This is a genomic window from Brevibacillus gelatini (assembly GCF_003710935.1).
In the GTDB taxonomy this organism is placed as follows: domain Bacteria; phylum Bacillota; class Bacilli; order Brevibacillales; family Brevibacillaceae; genus Brevibacillus; species Brevibacillus gelatini.
The window spans coordinates 45,398-66,455 of sequence record NZ_RHHS01000047.1; the positions used below are offsets into that span (position 1 = coordinate 45,398).

Consider the following 21,058-nt stretch of genomic DNA (forward strand, 5'->3'; position numbering starts at 1 on the left):
TTTGCGGCGCGCGTCCGTTTTTTTCGGGTAGAGAAAACGACGCGTCCGAACGCTCCCTTATCGAAAAAGGAGGTACGTATGAACGTCAGGTTTGATCGGTACGGCAGTATTGCTTTTGCGCTGGTGGGGGCATTTTTCATCGCGGAGAGCCAGCATATCTCAACGAGTGCATACGGCAGTCAGGTCGGGCCGAGCATGTTTCCGTTCGGCTTGGGCATCTTGCTGGTCCTGCTCAGTCTGCGCCTGTTTTACGAGACATTCCAGGCGAAATACCGTGCTGAGGGACAAGCCGTTGAAAAACTTTTGTACAAACGATTTCTCCTGATGCTCGCGGCGACGGTGCTGTATGTCCTGCTGCTGGAGCCAATCGGGTATGTGATCGCTACGGCTCTGTTTCTTTACGTCACGTTTCTGGTCATGGGCAGCAAAAGCCAATGGCGATCGGCGGTTGTCTCCTTGCTGTTTTCCGTCGGCGTTTACGTGGTGTACGTGCAACTGCTGAAAGGAACGCTTCCAGGCTTTCCTGCCTGGCTCGGCGTCTAGGGAGGGATCGAGATGGGTACGCTGCAATATTTGGCTGATGGATTTCAAATCGCCTTTCAATGGCACAATCTGGTTTACGCGTTTATCGGAGTGCTGATCGGTACGGCTGTCGGGGTGCTGCCTGGCATCGGTCCGATGAGCGGTGTGGCGCTGCTGATGCCGGTGACAGCCTCGCTGACGGCGGGTCTGCCGCCCGAGATGGCGGCGGCGAGCGCCCTGATCTTGCTTGCGGGCGTGTACTACGGCGCGATGTACGGCGGCTCTACCACGTCCATTTTGCTAAATACACCGGGCGAATCTTCGTCCGTCGTCACGACCTTGGACGGGTATCAGCTTGCGAAACAGGGGCGGGCAGGAGCGGCGCTGTCGATTGCGGCCATCGGCTCGTTCGTGGCCGGGATTGTGGCGCTGGTGGCGCTTGTCTTTCTCGCCGATCCGCTCTCTGACCTCGCGCTGCAGTTCGGTCCGGCGGAGTATTTTTCGCTCATGCTGCTCGGTCTGTGCGCCGTGAGCGGACTTGGCGGCAAATCCATGACGAAGGCTTTGATGATGACAGTCCTTGGGCTTTTGCTGGCAACGATCGGCATCGACAACGTATCGGGAGTGGCCCGGTTTACCTACGATATTCCCGACCTGTACCAAGGGTTGGAGTTTTTGACAATTGCAGTCGGTCTGTTTGCGCTTGGCGAGGTTTTCAAAACGATTCTGGAAAATGACCATTCCTCCCAGGAAATCATCAAGGTCGAGCGGATTTTACCGACCAAAAAAGACTTGAAAGATAGTGCCGCTCCCATCGTCCGCGGTTCTTTGCTCGGCTTTTTCATCGGCGTATTGCCCGGAGCAGGTGCGACACTGGCCTCATTCTTTTCCTATATCATGGAGAAAAAATGGAGCAAACACCCGGAGCGTTTCGGAAAAGGCGAGATCGCCGGGGTAGCAGGGCCGGAATCTGCGAACAATGCCGCTTCCGGAGGCGCCATGATTCCGCTGTTGACGCTGGGAATCCCGGGATCAGGGACAACGGCGATTCTGATGGGGGCGCTGCTCATGTACAACGTCCAGCCGGGGCCGCTTTTGTTCAGCGATCACCCGCAGATTGCCTGGGGATTGATTGCCAGCATGTTCATCGGAAATCTGATGCTGCTCGCCCTGAACATGCCGCTCGTCAAAGTGTTCGCCAAAATCATTGAAACGCCGCCGCAATATTTGCTCCCGATGATTATTGCCATCTCCGTATTTGGCGTCTATGCGGTGCAAATCAGCACGTTTGATCTCATTTTGCTCGTGATATGCGGCATTCTCGGCTACTATTTGAACAAAAACGACTTCCCGCTCGCTCCGCTCGTGCTCGGGCTGGTACTCGGCCCGATGATCGAAAACAACATGCGCCGGGCGCTGACGACGTCCAACGGAGACTTCTCGATTTTTTTCACGAAGCCGCTTTCTGCCGTATTTCTGTTGTGTGCGCTGGCCTGGCTCGTCGTGCCGCTGGTGTTGAAGCGACGGGGAAAACAAGTCGTGATTAACGAAGAAGCATAAAGCTATACACGCTGCTTGACAGCGCTTTTCTCTCCCCCTATCATAGGAAAAATTGCGGGAAGCTGTACTGCTCGGGCAAGCGGGCAGTACAGGGAAGGGGAGACGAACATGTTGGCAATCGAGCCTGTCACACTGGAAGGAAAGCTGGTCAGACTGGAGCCGCTTCGTCCGGTGCATACGGATGGCATTTTTGCCGCCGGTGCTTTTCCGGAGATCTGGTCGTACTTGTCGGTCGAGATTCAGACGCGCGATGACGCGCAAGCTTTTATCGAGCAAGCCATGAAAAACGAGGCAGCGCAAACCGAACTGCCTTTTGCCATCATCAATCGCGCAGATGGCAAAGTCATCGGGAGTACGAGGTTTCTCGCCATTTCTCGCAAGGATCGCGGACTGGAAATCGGCTTCACGTGGCTGACCCCTGCTGTCTGGAAAACCGCTGTCAATACAGAGTGCAAATGGCTTCTGTTGCGTCACTGCTTCGAGCAGCTCGGATGCATCCGCGTCCAGTTGAAAACCGACTCGCGCAACCTCAACTCCCAGCGCGCCATCGCCCGCATCGGCGGCATCCGCGAGGGCGTACTCCGCAATCACATGGTCATGCGGGACGGATATATCCGCGATTCGGTTTATTTCAGCATCCTCGACCGTGAGTGGCCGGCAGTGAAAGAACGGCTGGAAATGTTGCTGTTTGGTGAATAAAAGGGCGGGGCGATTGTAGCGGAAAACCTCCATGTGTACAATAGGAATGAACCTTGAGGGCAAATGGGTTCAGAAAAGAGGGTATGCATGAGATTTCGCCTCTCACCAACCGGCTGCGTACTGCTCGCCGGGGATCTGATCGCCTTTGTACTGTTTGTTTATTATGGAAAGCTGGCTCATCATCTGCCAGTTACGTTTCTTGGAATATGCGAGACGTTGGCTCCGTTTTTGCTTGGCTGGATCATCGCGATACTGGTTTTTCGCACCTATGCAGAACGCGCCTGCTCATCCTGGGGGCGGCAGCTGGTCACGATGCTGTTCAGCTGGACGCTTGCGGCGCCGATTGGCCTTTTGATCCGTTCCTGGTGGACGGGTGTGCCGATGACGCTCATTTTTTCCGGCGTGACGTACTTCGTGACCTTGGCTTTTCTGCTTGGCTGGCGTTTGCCTTTCGCGCTGTTCCACGCTTTATGGAAGCGGACCAGACAAGAGACTGTTCACTAATAAACTGTTCCAAATTGGTTACGCTATCCTGTGAATGACGACAGGAGGTGAATCATTTGGGCAAGAACAACAACAGCAAGGACCTGGGAAAAAACCGCGGGAAAACGCTCGATCACAACGATCAGAACACGAACCTGCGCCAATCCCACCACAACGACCGAAACGAGGGTACGGGCAAAGACCGCTGAGCTTTCAGCGGTTTTTCTGTTTTCAGCAGCCAGGCTGGCACAGCAAATGGTTCGATTCCGGACGAGTTGTGTTATAATAGGTTTTGTTTTTCAAGCGAGTGGAGGGGAAAAACTGTATGACGGAACCGATGCATGACGTACAGCCGGTGACTATGTCGTCACAGGCGTTTTTGATTTTGTGCCGACTTTACGACGGATGCTATGACGAGTTGAAGCAAAATGAACAGCTTCGCGAGCTGATTGAGTCCATCGGGGATATTCTTTTGGCCGGAGTGGAAACTCTGGAGAAGCAAGAGACGAAGCCAAAGACAATTACGTTTCCACTGACGGTGCAGCAGGCGTTTTTCGTGCGGAGGCTGATCGTGGAGCTGCTTGCGCAAGCACCTGATGGCAATGACGACAAGACGACGCAATGGCTGCAGGAATGTCTGACGGCGTTGTCCGGGGTCGGTGCTGCGGCAGGTGCCAAAGCAGATGCGAACTAGCCGGGAGCTTCACGTCATTACGAGCGGCAGGCAAACGCTCGAAGAGGTACTGCGGATGGCCGAAGCAGCGTATGCCGGAGGGATGGACTACCTGCATATTCGCGAAAAGCAGCGAACGGCCAGAGAATGCATGGACTGGGTTCGGGCTTTGGCGAATGTGGTTCCGCTATCGTGCCTTTTGGTCAATGATCGGGTCGATGTGAGTGCCGCGTCAGGCTGTGCAGGCGCACATTTGGCGTATCACAGCCTGGAGGTTGGCGATGCCCGGCTGGTTTTGCGGCGGGAACAAAAAATAGGTCGCTCCGTCCATTCGTATTTGGAAGCAGAGCAAGCAGTGGCAGCAGGGGCAGACTATTTGATGTACGGACATATTTTTCCAAGCGGCTCCAAACCGAACCTCGCGCCGAGAGGGACGGGCGAGTTGATGAAAATAACAGCAGCGTGGACGGTTCCCGTGATCGGACTCGGCGGGATTACACCTGAGCGGACTGGCGAAGTGCTCGCTGCAGGCTGCGCAGGTATTGCCGTACTATCCGGAATCACCGACGCAACAGATGCACAGGCAGCCGCTTTGGCTTATCGCGAGGCGTTGGATCGCTGGGAGGGGAATGAAAAGTGAAAGACAGGCACACACTTCGGGAAAAGATGGGCGTTTACCTGGTGATCGGCAGCCAGGATTGCGGGTTTTCCAGTGAAAAGACCGTCGAGATCGTTCGCGAGGCGCTTGCGGGCGGAGCTGGCATCGTGCAGTTGCGGGACAAAGGCAGCAGGCTGACTGCGGAAGAACGTCATGAACTGGGACGGCAGCTCCAGCAGCTGTGCCGCGAAGCACAAGCCTTGTTTTTCGTCAACGACGATGTGGAGCTGGCTGTTCGCCTGCAGGCGGACGGGGTACACGTCGGACAGGACGACATGCAACTGGCCCAGGTGAGAGAAAAGGTAGGCGAAGCGATGTATATCGGCGTGTCAGCAGGCACGGTGGAGGAAGCGCTCGCAGCCCGAAACGGCGGCGCAGACTGCATCGGGGTAGGAGCCATGTTCGCTACCTCTTCGAAGGCGGATGCGGGCGAGCCAATCGGTTCCAAGGGACTTCGCGCCATTCGCGAGGCTGTCGGCAGAGACTTGCCGATCGTGGGCATTGGCGGGATCACCCTGCAAAACGCCGAGCAGGTAATCAACGCCGGAGCCGACGGCGTAGCTGTCATCAGCGCCATCAGCCGGGCAGACTCGCCCAGAAAAGCGGCACAAGACTTGCTGCAGATTGTACGATCGATCTAGCACGGACAACCAGACGAATACATATGGTAGGGTAACTTACTCATTCACGCAGGAAACCGATACTGGCGATCAAAAGGAGGTGGAACCGATGAAAAATCGGATTTACCGGATCGGATACGAATGGGTCAGCAAACGGGAATTGCTTGAGCGACTGAACTTGCACGACTGTATCCTGATCGAGCATAAACGGCTCCAGCCGCCCCCGGACGATCAGGATACCGAATTGCCGCCGGAAAAAGAAGTCCATGCTGTCCTGATTCGCAGTCAGCGACGTCCGGGCGAATGGGTGACGTTCAACGGGCTGTACGAGATTCAAACCCGCGAACCGATTCCGTGGATTGATTCTCCTCTGGAGTATCACCAGTTCGGGACGGAGTTGATTCCGGGAAACATCCGCCGGGAAAAGGCCCCCCAGGCCCGGATTCCGGCGAGAACGAAGCTGCAGATTGCGGCGGTGCGTCAGGATACGGTTTTTGTCACCGTGCCTGGACATCCTTCGCGGCGTTATGAAATGTCCCTGGCTCATGCGCGCTTCGCCAAAGATTTTCCGACCGAGCTGGAGATGAAGCTGCAGGTGTATGCGTTTCCACCGCGCCACGACATCTTCGTCGACTGGCTTTTGAAGGAAGGGCGGAAAACCGGCATTATCACAAGGCCGAATCAGGAGAGGGTGGAGCGATCCGCTTTTCAAGTATGGGACGACTTGCGCAAGGAGTACGGGCTTAGCGTCAGCGCCGCCTTGCTTGCGATCAAGCAGGCGCTGATCGTGCTGGACCGGGCAGGTGTGGAGACCGATTTTCCTTATCCGGTCCAGGAGCGGTCGGACCTTTCCTTGTTCAGTGAAACGGAGCGCGACGCTTTTTACTCGTACCAAGCCGTGCGCTGTGCCATGGCGGCTGTCGCTGCACTTTTGACGGTCGATCCCAAGGACCCGCTGCAGGACACCTTGCTGATGGATATTATGCTGGAGCAGCAGCTCAACCGCAGACGTGACTGAAGCGTCAGCGGTTTTTTGTTTTTCGCGCTGTGGTGTATAATAGAAGGGAAACCTATTTGAAAAAGGATGTGGACAAGCATGTACGTATCCATGAACAGATTGAAAGTTCCTGCCGATTACCAGTCTCACCTCGAACGCGCCTTTGGCGGGGGCGGCGAGGGGATGAAGGAAGTTCCGGGCTTTTTGGAGTTTCTCTTCCTCGCACCGACAGAAGGTGACGAATACATCGTCTTCACAAAGTGGACAGATGAACAGTCGTTCCAAAACTGGACGCAGAGCGAAGCATTCAAGCGCGCACACGCCGGAACGAATCCAAACAGCCCGGTCAAGTCAGACTTGCGCAATTACATCGTAAAAGCTCATTCATAGCAAAAAGAAGCATTTGTCGTTTCGGGGCAAATGCTTCTTTTTTTAATCGTTGATGGATAAACATTTTTTACCAAATCAATGCATGATCGTGATATGATAATAGAAGATGGGCATGCCGTTTCAAGTGATTTTTGGCTGGGAGAAACTTCTGCAAAACGAACGCCAGCAGGATCGACTGCGTGGCGATCATCTCCCTGATTGTTGGACACACTGCTTTACATCATCTCGATTTTGTGTCCATAATATTATCATACATAGTTGAATGAAGGCCTCAATGAAGCAAGAAGAAAAGGAGTCAGAGCGTTTTGAAAAATCGAATAAGTAAGTATCTTACTCATTTGGCCCCTGCTGCAGTGGCCAAAACGTTTACTTTTCTTTCTGAAAAATACGATCACTCTGCTTCGCTTCTGGGAGACCGCGCACATACTGAGGCTTTGCTTGTTCAACTGCTCATTCGCTGGGCAGAAGTGGTGGAATCTAATGATCCAACAACGGCAGAACAAGAAATTAATGAAGTCGCGTACAAATGTTTGCATCATGGACTGAATTTGGCGACGCTGGTGCAGTTCCTGCGAGTGTGCCGGGACAGCATTGTCGAGCAGATGAACAACAACTCTGCCTTGCTGGTGAAAAGTGAAGCGGAGCAGCTTGAGCTTTTGCGAGGACAATATGCGTTTTTTCAGGCGACGGATCAGCTGATTGCCCAGATCGTGAGCGTCTACAGTCAGGAAAATCGCCCGCCAAATTACAGGCAAAATACGAGTGGAGTCTTGGAGCGGAAACAAGAGGAGCAAATTGCTCTGCTTGCCGAACAAGAGCTGGTCCAAATGGTGCTGCACTCCAGCGACATCGCCGTTTTGATGATTGATCGCTCGCTGAAAATTATCCAAGCCAACCATGCGTTGTGTCAACTGTTTGGGTTCAAACGCGAACAAATCATCGGCCAAAACATAGACGAAGTTTTTAAACAGAACGAGAACGAAAGGTTTGTCCAATGGGTCATTGAACGCGGACAGTCAGGTCATTACATGGCCGAATACCATGCCAAATGGACGACGGTCAGCACCAGTCCGATTTACTACATGGGCGAGATGTGGGGAGCAATCGCTGTTTACCGGAATGTTACCGAGAGCAAACGATACGAAGAAGAGCTGAACAAGCGGGAAGCGTTGGCGGCTGTGGGCCAGCTTGCCGCAGGGATGGCGCATGAAATCCGCAATCCGCTTACCTCGATCAAGGGCTTCATTCAACTCTTGCGCGAGCAGGGAGGGGCGGGACGCAGCGATTCCTACTTCTCCGTCATTTTGACGGAGATCGAACGCATCGACGGGTTGTTGAACGACGTGCTCGTTTTGGCCCGGTACAGGGACGACAAAATCGTTTCCGAACGTTTTCTCGTACTGGACGAGCTTTATGGCGTCATTCGTTTGCTGGAGCCGGAAGCCAATCGCAGGGGGATCAAGCTGGAGCTGGACATCACTCCTGGCGATTGGTATGTGTTCGGGTACCGTTCGCGCATCAAGCAGGCGTTTCTGAACATCATGAAAAATGCGTTCGAAGCTGTGCTGACTCAAGGCAGCGTGGTGCGTGTCACCGTTTACGGCTCCATCAGCCAGGTCGTCATCATCGTGGAGGACAACGGACCGGGGCTGAGTCCTGCCTGTCTGGAAAATTTGTTCGTGCCTTTTTTTACGACGAAGCAAGAGGGTACCGGACTTGGGTTGTCCACAACGCAACGCATCATCGCGGATCACGGCGGCGAAATTTTTGCCGACAACTCGTCTCGATTGAATGGGGCGCGCTTCGAAATCCGCTTGCCGCTTTCCACTACTACAAGCACATGAACATAAGAAACGCAAAGACGGAGCGAACCTTCCGTCTTTTTTCATGGCTTCATCCGGGAAAAAGGTATATATCCAATCTGCACCTGCGCCAAAAGGCACGGTGTCACTGTGGTGGAACAGATAGGAGTAGGTGTAAAGTCCTCTGATCGGAAAAGGTTGCAAGTCTTTCGAATCAAAATATTTGCAACTCGTTGTCAAACCGTGTCGTTTGGTGGAATAATTTACAAAAAGGCTGAACGGAGTTGAACGTAGAGTGATCCGGATGTTGCACAAAAATGAAAAGAGGTGGAGCTATTGGGAAGCGTGGTATGACGAAAAGGATCGGCAGTATGTGGTGAACTACGGTCAGGTAGGCGAGAGTGGCGACCACTATACAATCGTCGCCGAGCAAATCGAAGGGAAGCCGGCGCATGTGCTGCAAAACTGGGCGGAAGAAATGAAGGAAAAGGGCTATGCCGAGCTTGCACAAGAGGATATGCAGAAGCTGGTGGTGAGCTTTCAGCACTTGTCGGAAGCGGATGTGGAGATGCGGTATGCCATCGAGGAACTGCTGGATGAATGTCTTGGCAAAACCGGGAACGGACATAGCGACGGAGGAGACGACAGCCTGGAACATCTTGCTGTCATTTGCCGCGTGCTCGACATCGACAAGGCAGTCGCCGCCGTCCGGGAAGCCATGTCTGCCGCCCGGTTGCTGGATGGCCTGGCAATCTGGGTCCTGCAGGACGACGGCACGCGAGTCTCGCTCGATTGTACTGCCTGAAACGTTTCGCTACTTCACGATTTTGAGCCGAAGGGCCTTGGCGACAGCCTGTGTGCGGTCCTCGACGCCCATTTTTTGCAAGATGCGGTGAACGTGTGTTTTCACCGTGCCTTCGGATATGAACAAGTTTTGCGCAATCTGATCGTTGCGATACCCGTAGGCGATTTGCTGCAGGACGTCCAGCTCGCGGTCTGTCAGCTCATCGAGCAAGGCCGAAGGAGCGGCAGCGTGATCGGAAACGCTGCGCTGCACCTGCAAGGCTTCTGCCAGCGCCTTGGCTGCCGTCACGGTATGAAAAAGAGCTTCCCCCTGGAAGGCTCTGCGGATCAGGTCGAGCATCTCCTGCGAGTCAGCATCCTTCAGCATATAGCCGACAGCGCCTGCGCGGATTCCTTCGACCACGTAATTGTGGTTGTCAAAAGTGGTGAGGATCAGGACCTTGACGGCTGGATGTGCGTTCATGATCTTCCTCGTTGCTTCAATCCCGGACATTTTTGGCATCTGCACGTCCATCAGCACGACGTCTGGCGCGATTTTTCCTACCAGCTCCACGGCTTCCTCTCCGTCAGCAGCTTCCCCGACGACCTCCATATCCGGCTGCATCTGGATTACGTATCCCAATCCCTGGCGAATCATGTTCTGGTCGTCTACGAGGATCACACGAATTTTTTTCGCTTGGTCTGTCATGTTCGCATGCCCCCTTCTTTTTCCAAATGTTCCAGCGGCAATGTTACATCGAGTCTGAATCCATGCGGTTCCTTGGCAAAATAGGACAGGGTGCCGTTCAGCTGCTTGATTCGCTCGGCGATGCCCGTCAGTCCGAACCCAGGCTTGATTTGATCCTGCGGCGTGATGTCACCGTCGTCCTGGATCGAGAGGAAGAGAGAGTTTTCCCGCTGCTCGATCAAGACCTGGATTTCTTTTGCGTTGGAATGGCGCAGCGTATTGGTAACGGCTTCCTGTAAAATTCGGTAAAAGGTGATCGTCAGCTCCTGGGACAGCGGAATATCCAGTTCGGAGGACAAAAGCTCCATCTTGATCCCTGTATGCTTTTGCGCCTGTGACAGCAATGCGCGCAGCGGCGTGAGTCCCAGCGATGTTTTGTCCATGGCGAGCGTATGCACGGAGGTGCGAATTTCGTCCAGGCTTTGCTTGGCTACGCTGAGCATGTTGCGCACGGCTTCCTGTGCGTGCTCCGGACCGTCCTGCAGCATGTACTTTAGCGCGTGAAGCTGGACGATCAGCGAGGTCAGACTGTGACCCAGCGCGTCGTGAATGTCGCGGGCAATCCGCGTCCGTTCCTCAAGAACCGCTACCTGCAGCGAGTGCAAGGCCGCTTCCTGAAGCTGGGAATGCGCTTCCTGCAGCTCGGTATGGGCTTGTTGCAGCTCCTTCAAATGGGCCTGATTCGTTTTGTACGCCTCGTTTTGAATCCGGTATCCTCGCGCCCCGATATAGCAGCCGATATACGTCAGGATAAACGGAACGATATGCGGAAGAGTGAGGATGTCGTAACAATACAAAAACAGCGTGGTACACGTGCCAAAAAAGCTTGCGTAAGCCAGCGCGCGCCGTCCTTCGATGTAAAAGCCGATAAAGACGGCGAGCGGCAGCATCATCCCGAAGCCTTCTCCCCCGGCGAACATGCCTTTGAAAAGAGACATCGTGCCCAGTAAAACCGTCGCTAGTTCAAATTGGTACGGCTTCCATTTCCTTTTTGAAATCCAGAATACCACAATGTAACAAAAGAATAGTACAATCGTAAGAGAAAACTGTAAGGGAGTCTCGCGCATGAAAGAGCTTGGCAACAAGGCCAGCACAATCAAGATGGAGAACCAGATGATGAGCAAACGTTTTTGAATCGCCTTTATACTCAGTTTCAGCAAAGAGATGTCCTTCTTTCTCTGACCGGATACTCATTTATTTTCATTCTAGCATGGGGTGTCGTCTATCTCCAGATAGACACCGCAGGCCGGGAAATCAACCTGCTGATAGACTTCACTACCCAAGGCTATAGGTAGAATAAAGCTTGGCTAATAAAGATGTAGATGGGTCATGTGGGATAGTAAGGGAGGCTTTCATGAAAGAACTGATTCAGTTGGCTAAGCTCCTGAAAGAAGCGAGCGCCTTGTTTGCATCCATTTCCAAAAAGGAACTGGACAGCAGCGATCTTAACTGGCAGCAGGTGCTGATTTTGGAACAAGTCAGCAACGGTTCAAAAACGATGGGGGAAATTTGCAAGGCTGTCGATCTTCCGTACAGTACCACTTCAGGATTAATCAACAGGCTGGAGCAGGAAAATCTGGTGCGCCGTTTTCGGGACCAAACGGACCGCCGAATCGTGTGGGTTGCCTTGACGGAGCGGGTGTCTACCCAACAGGAATTGAAGCCGGAAGATCCTCACGCGATCTCATCTCTTCATGCGCTGCAACGATTGTTCTCCCAAATGAAAGAAATAACAGGCTAATTGTCGCTTTCGGCAAATGGCAAAGCCGAAGGGGTACGATTAGCCATGTCAAGTTTTCCAGAAGAGGTGAGTAGATTTGAATCTGTCTGAACTCTCGATTAAACGCCCGGTCACGATGATTATGCTGACCGTGGCCATGCTGATTTTCGGTTTCGTCTCCTTGCCTCGCTTGGCGATTGACCTGATGCCGGAACTTAATTTTCCGGTTGCGGTAGTCGTCACGTCTGTAGACGGGGGATCGCCCAGTGAGGTAGAAAAACTGGTGACAAAGCCGATAGAAAATGCGCTGGGAACTGTTTCCAATCTGGACAGCATTTCATCCGTATCCATTGAAGGGGCCTCGCAGGTCATCCTCATGTTTAACTGGGGAACGGATCTCGACCAGGCCTCGCTCGATGTGCGGGAAAAGGTCGATCAGGTGAGAGGCATGCTCCCTGATTCCGCGCATGCGCCGCGCGTATTGCGCATCGATCCGAACAGTCAGCCGATCATCCAGTTTGCCGTCACAGGCGAGCAGGATGTCAACCAGTTGAAAAAGCTGGCGGAAGACATGATCCAGTCGCGGCTGGAGCGGATTGACGGCGTTGCGGCTGCTTCCATCAGCGGCGGCCAGGATAGAATCGTCGACGTCATCGTCGATCCGGCCAAGCTCTCCGCGTACGGGCTGTCCCTGGAGCAAATCCAGCAGGCGCTTGCAAGCGGCAACCTGTCTGGCTCCGCCGGTTCCGTCCGTGAAGGGGACAGCAACATGAACATTCGCGTTCAGGGTGAATTTGCCAGCGTGGAGCAAATTGCCTTGACGCCGATTTCGGTAGGGGAAAACTCCATTCGCCTGCGCGATATTGCCGAAGTCAAAGATACGCTCGAAGACATTACGCAGCTCAGCTACGTTAACGGCAAGCCGAGCCTTGGTATTTCGATTACGAAAGCTTCCGGCGGAAACACCATCGAGGTGGCCGACGAGGTCAAAGCAGAGCTGGAGAAGATCAAGGCGGATTTGCCAGAACATGTGCAAATTACCACGACGCTTGACACCTCGACATACATCAAAGATTCGATCTACACAACGGCGGAGCACGCTCTGCTCGGTGGACTGGTCGGGATCATCCTGCTGTTCTTCTTCCTGGGCAGTCTGCAGTCGATGCTGATCGCGGTTATCGTTTTGCCTGTATCCATCGTCGCGACCTTCCTGCTGATGTACATGACTGGCCAGACGATCAACCTGATCTCGCTGTCCGGTTTGACACTCGGTCTGGGGTCATTGATTGACTTCGCGGTCGTTATGCTGGAGAACATCTTCCGCAAGCGGGAGGAAGGAAAAGGCATGATGCAAGCCGCGCTGGAGGGCTCCAAAGAGGTCGGAACAGCCGTAATGGCCTCCGCCCTGGCGCAAATTTGCGTATTCTTGCCGATTGCCCTGACGGAAGGGATTGCTTCCGAGCTGTTCGGACCACTGGCTTTGACAGTCGTGTACTCGCATATTGCGGCACTCGTCTTCTCGATTTTGCTCGTGCCGATGCTCAGCTCGCGCATTTTGAAGAAAGTACCGAATCATGCGAATCACGAAAATTATCGTGGCATTAACCCGGTGACTTGGTTTAACATCGGATTTGGCAAAGTGGAAAAAGGCTATCAAAAGCTGCTGGCATGGGCTTTGAACCACAGAAAAACAGTGATGTTCACCTCCATCGGTATGATGATCGGTTCGCTTGCGCTGACGCCGATGATCGGGGCGGAGTTCATTCCGAGCATGGACCAGGGCCAGATTTCCGTATCGATCAAGATGCCGAACGGAACCGTTCTCGAAGAAACGGAAAAAGTGGCCAAGCAAGTAGAGGACATTGTGAACAAAGTGCCGGAAAAAGACATTGTCGCAACATCGATCGGCAGCAGCGGTTCGCCGCTGGCCAGCACCTTGACCTCCAATCAGGCAAAAATCACGCTGCTGCTCGTTGACGTGACCGAGCGTAAACGTTCCTCAAACGACATCGTTCTGGATTTGGAGCAGCAACTGAAAATGATTCCGGGGCCGGAAATCAACGTAAGCGCGGCACAAGGCATGTCGATGGGCTCGCCGATTGAGCTGACCGTGCGCGGTGACGATCTGGACGTCCTCAAGGACATCGGCTCGATCATCAAGGGCGAGATCGAAAAAGTACCGGGTACGCTCAACGTCACAACCAGCCTGGAAGCATCCAGACAGGAATTCGAGATCAAAGTCGACCCGGAAAAAGCGAGCATGTACGGTTTGTCGACCGGACAGATTCTCTCCAGTGTCCGCACAGCCTTCCAGGGACAGACTGTCACGAAGTATCGTACTGGCGATGACGAGATTGACATTAACCTGAAGCTGCCTGAAAATTATCAGGAAGACATCAACTACCTGAACAACCTGCGGATCGCTGCGCCAGGCGGGGCACAAGTCGCGCTGTCCTCCGTTGCTGCCATCAGCAAGGTGGACGTGCCGCTGACGATCAACCGTTCCAACCTGACGCGCGAAGTGAAGATTACGAGTGACCTGGCAGGTCGTGACCTGAACTCTGTCACACAGGAGATTACGGCCAAGCTGAACAACCTGAATCTGCCAGACGGCTACAAAGTGGAGTTTGGCGGACAAAGCCAGGACATGGCTGAGTCGTTCGGCAGTCTCGCACTGGCAATTGTGCTCTCTGTTGTGCTTGTGTACATGGTTATGGCAGGGCAGTTCGAATCGTTCTACAGTCCGTTTATCATCATGTTCTCGGTTCCGCCGACGATTACAGGGGTTCTGCTCGGACTGTTGATTACCGGAACGACGATCAGCGTATCCGTATTGATCGGGTACATCCTCCTGATCGGTCTGGTTGTGAACAACGCCATCGTGTTGATCGACTACGTGAACCAACTGCGGGCAAAAGGCTGGGAGCTGCGTGATGCGATTCTCCATGCCGGACCTATCCGTCTGCGTCCGATTCTGATGACGACGATGACGACCATCCTCGCGATTGGACCGCTCGGCTTTTCCGGCGGATCGGGTACAGAGACACAAGCTCCGATGGCCATCACCGTTATTTTCGGTCTGAGCTTTTCGACACTGATTACCCTGATTTTGGTTCCGGTTGTCACCTCGTGGTTTGACGATCTGGGCAAAAAGCGTCGCGAAAGACGCATGAAACGGAAAGAAAAGAAACAAAAGAAAACCGTTCCCGCTTTGGAATCGTAAAAAGCGTTTGTGGGATGAGGAGGGACATTCATGAAACTTAGCATAAAACCCGTCATACTGGCCGTTTTGGCTGTAAGCCTCGTGGCAGGTTGTTCCAGCCCGCAAGCGGAGACACCGCAGGCAGAAACGGTGGAATCGGCAACACCTGTACAGATCGAGACAGTCGCCACCGGCACTGTCACGACAGAGTCCGGCCTTACGGCGAAACTGGCGCCGAGTGAAGAGGTGCAGGTTTCGCCAAAAGTAGGCGGAAAGATTACCTCGCTGCCTGTGCAGCTCGGTCAGTATGTGACAAAAGGCCAGGTGCTGTTCAAACTGGATGAAAAAGATTTGGTGAACGGTGTCAAACAGGCGGAAGCGGCATACGAAGTGGCCAAGGCCAGCTTGAATCAGGCCGGAAGCAGCTCGGATCAGGGACTGGTCCAAGCGCGCAACGGACTGAAACAGGCGGAAGCCGCTTTGGCTGATGCGAAGCTAAACCAGCAGCGGATGAACCAGTTGTTTACGCAGGGAGCGATTTCCGCCCAGCAAATGGAGCAGGCGAACATGCAGCTGACCAACGCGCAAACGGCTTATGACAACGCGCAGCAAAACTTGCAGGTCGCCCAGCAAAAAGCGAACGTGCAAGTATCGGCGGCTTCGGTGAAACAGGCTGAGGTCAGCTTGCAAAATGCCCGCGAGCAACTGGCGAACGCGACGGTTACTTCGCCGATCAACGGCTATGTGTCCAGCGTAAACGGCGCGGTCGGTCAAATGGCCGGGCAGCAGCCAGTCGTCGTGGTAGTCAACACCAACCCGTTGCTCGTAAAAGCGAACCTGTCCGAAGCGGATATTACGAAAGTCAAAGTGGGTACCGTCGTAAAAGTGAACGTGCAATCAACAGGAAAAACGATTGATGCCAAAGTAACGGCAATCAGCCCTGTGATGGATTCCGCGCTCAAGGCGTATCCCGTCGAAATCACGATTCCGAATCCATCCAACGAGCTGAAGTCCGACATGGTCGTCAACGTGACGTTCCCATCCGATGGTGCGAGCGGCGAGAAAGCTCTCGTTATCTCGCGCAAAGCGGTCTTTGATCGTGACGGAAAGCAATACGTGTTCAAGCTTGAAGGCGACATTGCCAAGCAGGTAGAGGTAGTGACCGGTAAATCGACCAGCGACAAGATCGAAATTACAAGCGGTCTGGCGGAAGGCGACAAAGTAGTAGTGACCGGAATTACGCTGCTGAAGGATGGCAGCAAGGTAAGCATTCAGTAGAAAAATAGAGCAAGGGAGAAAAGAGGCGGAGCGAATTCCGTCTCTTTTTTCGTATGACAATGATTCGGGTATGTGAGGTTTGGCTCTGTACATTCGACACGGCTGAATTTCCTTTGCCCAGATCATCTGGATGTTGGAGTTGCAAATGTCACGGATTTAAGGCAAAGTGCCACTTTTGCTTTTGAAGGAGCGAAAGATTCGCTACAATAAGGAATATAGTGGATGAAACAACCATTCGGAGGTACATATGACTGGGAATCTTACGGTGTTTTTGGCCTTTGCGGCGGGGTTTCTCTCGTTTATTTCGCCTTGCTGTCTGCCGCTTTATCCGTCCTTTTTGTCCTATATCACAGGGGTGACGGTGGATGAAGTAAAAAAAGGGAGAACCGTCTTCCAGAAACAGGCCCTTTTACATACGCTATTTTTCATCATCGGTTTTTCCGTTGTTTTTATCGCCCTGGGACTGTCCACCTCGTGGATTGGCAATCTGTTCTCGAACCAAAAGGACTTGATCCGGCAGCTTGGCGGGATTTTGCTCGTCGTCATTGGCCTTGTCATGCTGCAAGTGTTTAAAATGGACTGGATGATGCGGTCGTTCAAGATCGATTTAAAATCGCGGCCTTTGGGGTATACTGGGTCCATACTGGTGGGAATGACCTATGCTGCCGGATGGACGCCTTGTGTCGGGCCGATTCTCTCCGGCATCATCGTGCTTGGTGTCACGGATCCGTCCCGTGCCTTGACGTACACCCTGGCCTATACACTCGGGTTTGCCATTCCTTTCTTCGTCATGACGTTCTTCATCAGTAAAGTGAGCGCGATCGTCAAGTATTCGGATCAATTCATGAAAGTCGGCGGCGGCATGATGATTTTGTTCGGCGTGCTGCTGTACACGGACAAATTGACAGACATTACACGCGTGCTCATTCAATTGTTCGGCGGCTTTACAGGATTTTAAGACCAGTCATGCAGAGGTGACGAGATGAAAAAGCTGTTGCTGGCGGTGCTGGTGCTTGCGGGTTCAGGAATTGCGGTTTGGGAAAAGCCCCAGCCATCAGCGCCAGTCGTAGCAGATGTTCAGAAACCGGAAGTGGGCTTCGTGGCCCCTCACTTTACCTTGACAGGTCTGGACAACCAGACGTACAAGGTAGAGGGAAAAAGGGACAAGCCGCTGCTTCTCAATTTTTGGGCATCCTGGTGCGGGCCATGCCGGATGGAAGCGCCCGATTTGCAGAAGATTTACGAGAAGTACGGTGGACAGATTGACATGTACGGGGTAAACGTGACGAGCAGTGACAGCCCGGAGGCCGCGCAAGCCTTCGTACAGTCTTACAAGCTGACCTTTCCCATCCCGATGGACGTAAGCGGCTCGGTGGCCAACCGTTACCTCGTGCAGGCTTTTCCCACGACCTACCTGATCGACGCACAAGGCATTGTCCGCAAAAAAATCATCGGAATGATTGACGCAAAAACGTTGGAATTGGAGCTTCGGCAGCTACAGAAAGAGGAAAAGTAGCGAAACGACATACGAACCGCTGGCGCACACTTGAACTGCCCGGCGGTTTTCTTTTGCTGCGAGAGCCGGCCCATTTTGCCCGCAGCCATCCCGTTTTGTATATGTGCCTAAAGAACAGGGGTGCTCTGTCTCATAGACTGGAGTGAACCAGGGCAAAGGGAGGGATCAGATGGCCAAGGGCAAAAAAAAGAAGAAAAACAGTCGGCAACACCCCCACCAGCTCAATTTGAAAATCGTGACCTCCAGTACATGTCAGGCGTGCAAGCAGCAATGCGCGCGCGGCTTGGCGTATTTGGAGCACATGTCACAGCCTGGCGCGATTGGAAAAGGGGTGCCCTGTATTCTTACCAAACCAAAGGCGTAAGCGAAAACAGGTACGAGGTCGCCGGGAGATAATCTCTGCCAAATGCAGCAGCAGAGGATTATCTCTTTTTGAATGGGGACAGTCCGTCCACTCTCTGGCGGCTTCGTACGCCATGTATTATACTGAAAAGACCGCATTTCATAACGGAAAGGAGCTGTTTTCATGCGTCCCTTGCCAATATCGCCGGAAACCGCAGTGAAGCTTGCCGAAGCGCTGAATGTTCCATTGGAGCGGCTCATGCACATGCCGCAACACATTCTGATGCAAAAAATGATGGAGCTGGCCAAACAGGAGCAGGAAGCGGACAAGGCGGACAAGCAAGAGCCTGGCAAAGCCGAGTAAGCGAAAACAAGCCAGCGTCGCGTTTATCGACGGCACACTGCTCGCATCACCGGGAGGAAAAACGGCGAGACGTTTTTCCAGGAAAAGGACTTTTGCCGCTGTTGTAGAAAAGATACTGGAGCAAGTCCAGATACATATACGGGAGGCAAGAAAATGGCTGCAAATGTCGCACATAAGTTTCGCACGGGATTGACGCCAAAAGCGTTCGTCGATGGCATGACCAAAAATCAGGAGGCTTTCCAAAGCTGGTCGGAAGCGTTTGAATGGGCAGATGAACAGGACCGGGCGTTTTTTGCCTCGCTGCAACATCGCGATGACCTCAGATGCCTGATTCTCGCCGCAGATTGGTGCGGAGATGTGGTCCGCAACCTGCCCGTCGTTCTCCACGTACTGAAAGAAACAGAGATGCCGGTAGAAATCATGGTCATGGAAGAGCACCTCGACCTGATGGATGAATTTTTGACGATGGGCGGCCGCGCGATCCCGGTCGTTATTTTTGCGGACACAGGCGGACATGTGCTCGCCAAATGGGGCCCGCGTCCAAGTCACGTCCAGGCAGTCATGACCGCATTCAAACAGCAAAATCCGGACCGCAACGCGCCGGACTACGAAGAAAAAATCAAGGTAGCGCGTGCGGAAATGCTCAAGCAGTACGGCGATGGAACCGGCTACCAGCAAGTCATCGTCAAGGAATTGAAAGAGCTGCTTTCCGCGATTTAGGGAAAGCAAAAAGGACGAATGCAGGGCGGATTCGCGGCTCCGTCCATTTTCATTCAGAAAGGCTGAGAATCGCATGCACTATTATGGAAACGAAACGATCATGTCGCTGGAGCAGGTTTTGCGCCTGCAGCCCTCCGAGGTGCAAATTTTGGAGTGGGTGCGCACGTACGAGTTTATGGAAAATCGCTTCGGCATCGACGAGTCCGTGCCGTATTTTTTGGAGATCAAGTGCGAGGCAGGCGAAGTGCTGATCCGCAAAAACCGCATTTTGGAATTTCCTGATTACGTCTGTGAGGAGCAATGTCATTTTGCGGAGGTGGAACAAGCTCTCGCCGTCTTCCAGCAGTGGGCAGAGGAAATTTTGCAGCAGACGGGAATTCAGGAAAAAGGGTGAAGCAGCTACGTGAAAGTGGCTGCTCGAAAGTGCGGTAGCTGGCAAATAGAAAAAACCTTGCATCAGCAAGGTTTTCATGAGCAAATGTATGGAGCGGGTGATGGGAATCGAACCCACGCTGCTAGCTTGGGAAGCTAGAGTTCTACCATTGAACTACACCCGCAAGACAAAATGTCTGGCCGGACGTTAGGTTACATCCTTTATTATAACAACTGGCCCCTCGAAGTCAAGGGAAAGTTATCCATAATTGGCTTGCTGCGGGAAATAAAATGTCCGGCGATTCCTTCGCAGCCTGCTCGCTTTGCATACTGGCGGTCGGGGGATACAGCCTTTGGGAAGCAATGATAAGCCCCAAGTTGTCAGCATCAGCCATAGCTCCTGGTGTCAACGGCTAGGGTGAACAAGGGCAAGGGGCTGTCTCAAGAGGTCGCTTTTTCGAATTCGAGGACGCCCCTTTTGTTCGTCAGAAATGTTGATATAGCCAAGCTTCTAATTATGAACGTTAGTGGAACTGCCCTTTTGAGGCATCCCCTAATGCCGTGTATTAACTGGCTTATTCATTCGTTCTATCATCATAACTGATCCTCAACGGCTTATGACAATTCCTTTACCATATTGTACCAAATCTCTCCGGCATGTGCAGAACTGGAGATGCCTTTGTTTATGTATCCATACTTCTCGTAATAGCCAATCAAGTTTTCCTTGCATGTCAGCGTAATCGTTTCACGCTGTCTCAATCTCGCTTCTTTTTCCAGATGCATCAGCAGCTTTGAGGCGATGCCGCGGTTTTGAAATTGCGGGTGGACCGCCAATCCCAGGATGCTTTGGTGCCCGCCAGTTGCCGGATTTTTTTCACTATGACGAAACAAATCATCTGTAATATAGGCAGTTTCAATGACTGGCCCATTTACGAACCCGACAATTTCCCCGTTCTCTTCCGCGACAAAAAAACTGTCCGGGATCATCTGAATCCGCTTAGTAAAAGCCGCTTCCGTTGCAGCCTCTTCTTCCGAAAAACAAAGCTGTTCGATGGCTACAAGCTGCGGCAAATCTTCCATCTTGACGTTTCTGATTTTGAACATAGTTACCACCCTTTGATTGTTGCATGAAGGCACTATACTGCAAAGCTTGAAAGCATTTGGGCAGGATAGCAGGCATGAAAAAGAGCGAATACAGCACTTCAAATCATTGTACCATCTTTTGGTTTGGACAGCGCGTGTAAACTCATGACAGAGTGAAGCTTGCTTGAAAAATTAGCAGATAGTGGTAACATGAAAAAGCATGCTGTTTTTTGGAAATACAGCTTTCAGTAAATGTAAATCGTCTACACAGAGAGAAAGGGGATGGGCATTGTGCTGGATTTTGGCGCTGTTTCTGTGGAATGGGGTACGATGTTGGTCCAATTAATCGTTTTTCTTCCGGCGCTGCTGTTTTACGCGTTCGTCATTTATGCGATCGTGAAAGTGCTTCGTTTCATGAAAGAAAAAATACAGCTTGACCGCGAGCGGAATCAAAAGCTCGCCCAGTTGCTGGAGAGCAGGAGACATGAACAAAACTAAACCGCTGGTGCAGTTCGTCAAAACAGGA

The 21,058-nt window shown here is 52.8% G+C and carries 25 protein-coding genes and 1 tRNA gene; 22 read left to right on the forward strand and 4 right to left on the reverse strand.

Annotated elements, in window-relative coordinates:
• Positions 1-78: 78 nt before the first annotated feature.
• The 12 genes from EDM57_RS19015 (at position 79) to EDM57_RS19065 (ending at position 9,209) form a co-directional block, all read left to right on the forward strand.
• The gene (locus tag EDM57_RS19015) at positions 79-543 is read left to right on the forward strand and encodes a tripartite tricarboxylate transporter TctB family protein (protein ID WP_122906271.1); all 465 of its coding nucleotides are present in this window, start codon (positions 79-81) and stop codon (positions 541-543) included.
• A 12-nt stretch (positions 544-555) separates the two neighbouring features.
• Positions 556-2,082: a tripartite tricarboxylate transporter permease gene (locus tag EDM57_RS19020; protein ID WP_122906272.1), complete on the forward strand. Its 1,527-nt coding sequence runs from the start codon at positions 556-558 to the stop codon at positions 2,080-2,082.
• A gap of 108 nt (positions 2,083-2,190) precedes the next feature.
• Positions 2,191-2,781, forward strand: a complete 591-nt coding sequence (locus EDM57_RS19025) for a GNAT family N-acetyltransferase (RefSeq protein ID WP_122906273.1) — start codon at positions 2,191-2,193, stop codon at positions 2,779-2,781.
• Positions 2,782-2,868: 87 nt separating this feature from the next.
• Positions 2,869-3,285 carry a DUF3054 domain-containing protein gene (locus EDM57_RS19030; protein WP_122906274.1) on the forward strand — a complete coding sequence of 139 codons (417 nt, stop codon included), beginning with the start codon at positions 2,869-2,871 and terminating at the stop codon, positions 3,283-3,285.
• Positions 3,286-3,341: 56 nt separating this feature from the next.
• Entirely contained in the window at positions 3,342-3,473 is a 132-nt protein-coding gene (locus EDM57_RS23940) for a hypothetical protein (RefSeq protein WP_281274250.1), read from the forward strand.
• A 116-nt stretch (positions 3,474-3,589) separates the two neighbouring features.
• The gene (locus tag EDM57_RS19035; protein WP_122906275.1) at positions 3,590-3,958 is read left to right on the forward strand and encodes a hypothetical protein; all 369 of its coding nucleotides are present in this window, start codon (positions 3,590-3,592) and stop codon (positions 3,956-3,958) included.
• Positions 3,948-4,577: a thiamine phosphate synthase gene (locus EDM57_RS19040; protein ID WP_122906276.1), complete on the forward strand. Its 630-nt coding sequence runs from the start codon at positions 3,948-3,950 to the stop codon at positions 4,575-4,577. Before EDM57_RS19035 ends, EDM57_RS19040 begins: the two co-directional genes overlap by 11 nt.
• Positions 4,574-5,236: a thiamine phosphate synthase gene (gene thiE, locus EDM57_RS19045; protein WP_122906277.1), complete on the forward strand. Its 663-nt coding sequence runs from the start codon at positions 4,574-4,576 to the stop codon at positions 5,234-5,236. The genes EDM57_RS19040 and thiE overlap by 4 nt, the downstream gene beginning before the upstream one ends.
• A gap of 88 nt (positions 5,237-5,324) precedes the next feature.
• The gene (locus EDM57_RS19050; protein WP_122906278.1) at positions 5,325-6,233 is read left to right on the forward strand and encodes a hypothetical protein; all 909 of its coding nucleotides are present in this window, start codon (positions 5,325-5,327) and stop codon (positions 6,231-6,233) included.
• A 78-nt stretch (positions 6,234-6,311) separates the two neighbouring features.
• Positions 6,312-6,602 (forward strand): antibiotic biosynthesis monooxygenase family protein, encoded by a 291-nt coding sequence (locus tag EDM57_RS19055; protein WP_122906279.1) that lies wholly within the window; start codon positions 6,312-6,314, stop codon positions 6,600-6,602.
• 305 nt (positions 6,603-6,907) lie between these two features.
• Positions 6,908-8,446, forward strand: coding sequence for a two-component system sensor histidine kinase NtrB (locus tag EDM57_RS19060; RefSeq protein WP_122906280.1), 1,539 nt, complete (start codon positions 6,908-6,910; stop codon positions 8,444-8,446).
• Positions 8,447-8,708: 262 nt separating this feature from the next.
• Complete coding sequence (locus tag EDM57_RS19065) at positions 8,709-9,209, forward strand: hypothetical protein (RefSeq protein ID WP_246005851.1); 501 nt, start codon at positions 8,709-8,711, stop codon at positions 9,207-9,209.
• Positions 9,210-9,218: 9 nt separating this feature from the next.
• On the opposite strand, the gene EDM57_RS19070 is transcribed toward EDM57_RS19065, so the two are convergent.
• Positions 9,219-9,896, reverse strand: coding sequence for a response regulator (locus tag EDM57_RS19070; protein ID WP_122906282.1), 678 nt, complete (start codon positions 9,894-9,896; stop codon positions 9,219-9,221).
• Entirely contained in the window at positions 9,893-11,095 is a 1,203-nt protein-coding gene (locus tag EDM57_RS19075; RefSeq protein ID WP_122906283.1) for a sensor histidine kinase, read from the reverse strand. The genes EDM57_RS19070 and EDM57_RS19075 overlap by 4 nt, the downstream gene beginning before the upstream one ends.
• 194 nt (positions 11,096-11,289) lie before the next feature.
• Here EDM57_RS19075 and EDM57_RS19080 point away from each other — a divergent pair, with 194 nt between their 5' ends.
• The 9 genes from EDM57_RS19080 to EDM57_RS19120 all read left to right on the forward strand — a co-directional run bounded on the left by EDM57_RS19080 (position 11,290) and on the right by EDM57_RS19120 (position 19,471).
• Positions 11,290-11,676: a MarR family winged helix-turn-helix transcriptional regulator gene (locus EDM57_RS19080; protein ID WP_122906284.1), complete on the forward strand. Its 387-nt coding sequence runs from the start codon at positions 11,290-11,292 to the stop codon at positions 11,674-11,676.
• A 76-nt stretch (positions 11,677-11,752) separates the two neighbouring features.
• Positions 11,753-14,878 (forward strand): efflux RND transporter permease subunit, encoded by a 3,126-nt coding sequence (locus tag EDM57_RS19085; protein WP_122906285.1) that lies wholly within the window; start codon positions 11,753-11,755, stop codon positions 14,876-14,878.
• A gap of 30 nt (positions 14,879-14,908) precedes the next feature.
• Positions 14,909-16,135 (forward strand): efflux RND transporter periplasmic adaptor subunit, encoded by a 1,227-nt coding sequence (locus EDM57_RS19090; protein ID WP_122906286.1) that lies wholly within the window; start codon positions 14,909-14,911, stop codon positions 16,133-16,135.
• A 247-nt stretch (positions 16,136-16,382) separates the two neighbouring features.
• Entirely contained in the window at positions 16,383-17,093 is a 711-nt protein-coding gene (locus EDM57_RS19095; protein WP_122906287.1) for a cytochrome c biogenesis CcdA family protein, read from the forward strand.
• Between the two features lie 24 nt (positions 17,094-17,117).
• On the forward strand, positions 17,118-17,651 hold the full coding sequence (locus EDM57_RS19100) for a TlpA family protein disulfide reductase (RefSeq protein WP_122906288.1): 534 nt from the start codon (positions 17,118-17,120) through the stop codon (positions 17,649-17,651).
• A 169-nt stretch (positions 17,652-17,820) separates the two neighbouring features.
• Complete coding sequence (locus EDM57_RS19105; protein ID WP_122906289.1) at positions 17,821-18,015, forward strand: hypothetical protein; 195 nt, start codon at positions 17,821-17,823, stop codon at positions 18,013-18,015.
• A gap of 162 nt (positions 18,016-18,177) precedes the next feature.
• The gene (locus EDM57_RS19110) at positions 18,178-18,357 is read left to right on the forward strand and encodes a YycC family protein (protein WP_122906290.1); all 180 of its coding nucleotides are present in this window, start codon (positions 18,178-18,180) and stop codon (positions 18,355-18,357) included.
• Positions 18,358-18,510: 153 nt separating this feature from the next.
• A complete protein-coding gene (locus EDM57_RS19115) occupies positions 18,511-19,077 on the forward strand; it encodes a thioredoxin family protein (protein ID WP_122906291.1) in 567 nt (188 codons plus the stop codon).
• A gap of 73 nt (positions 19,078-19,150) precedes the next feature.
• Positions 19,151-19,471, forward strand: coding sequence for a hypothetical protein (locus EDM57_RS19120; RefSeq protein WP_122906292.1), 321 nt, complete (start codon positions 19,151-19,153; stop codon positions 19,469-19,471).
• Between the two features lie 89 nt (positions 19,472-19,560).
• Here EDM57_RS19120 and EDM57_RS19125 read toward each other — a convergent pair.
• Together EDM57_RS19125 and EDM57_RS19130 are read right to left on the reverse strand one after the other, a co-directional pair.
• Positions 19,561-19,634, reverse strand: a tRNA-Gly gene (locus EDM57_RS19125).
• Positions 19,635-20,064: 430 nt separating this feature from the next.
• The gene (locus EDM57_RS19130) at positions 20,065-20,553 is read right to left on the reverse strand and encodes a GNAT family N-acetyltransferase (RefSeq protein WP_122906293.1); all 489 of its coding nucleotides are present in this window, start codon (positions 20,551-20,553) and stop codon (positions 20,065-20,067) included.
• 309 nt (positions 20,554-20,862) lie between these two features.
• Here EDM57_RS19130 and EDM57_RS19135 point away from each other — a divergent pair, with 309 nt between their 5' ends.
• Complete coding sequence (locus tag EDM57_RS19135) at positions 20,863-21,030, forward strand: hypothetical protein (RefSeq protein ID WP_246005852.1); 168 nt, start codon at positions 20,863-20,865, stop codon at positions 21,028-21,030.
• Positions 21,031-21,058 lie beyond the last annotated feature (28 nt).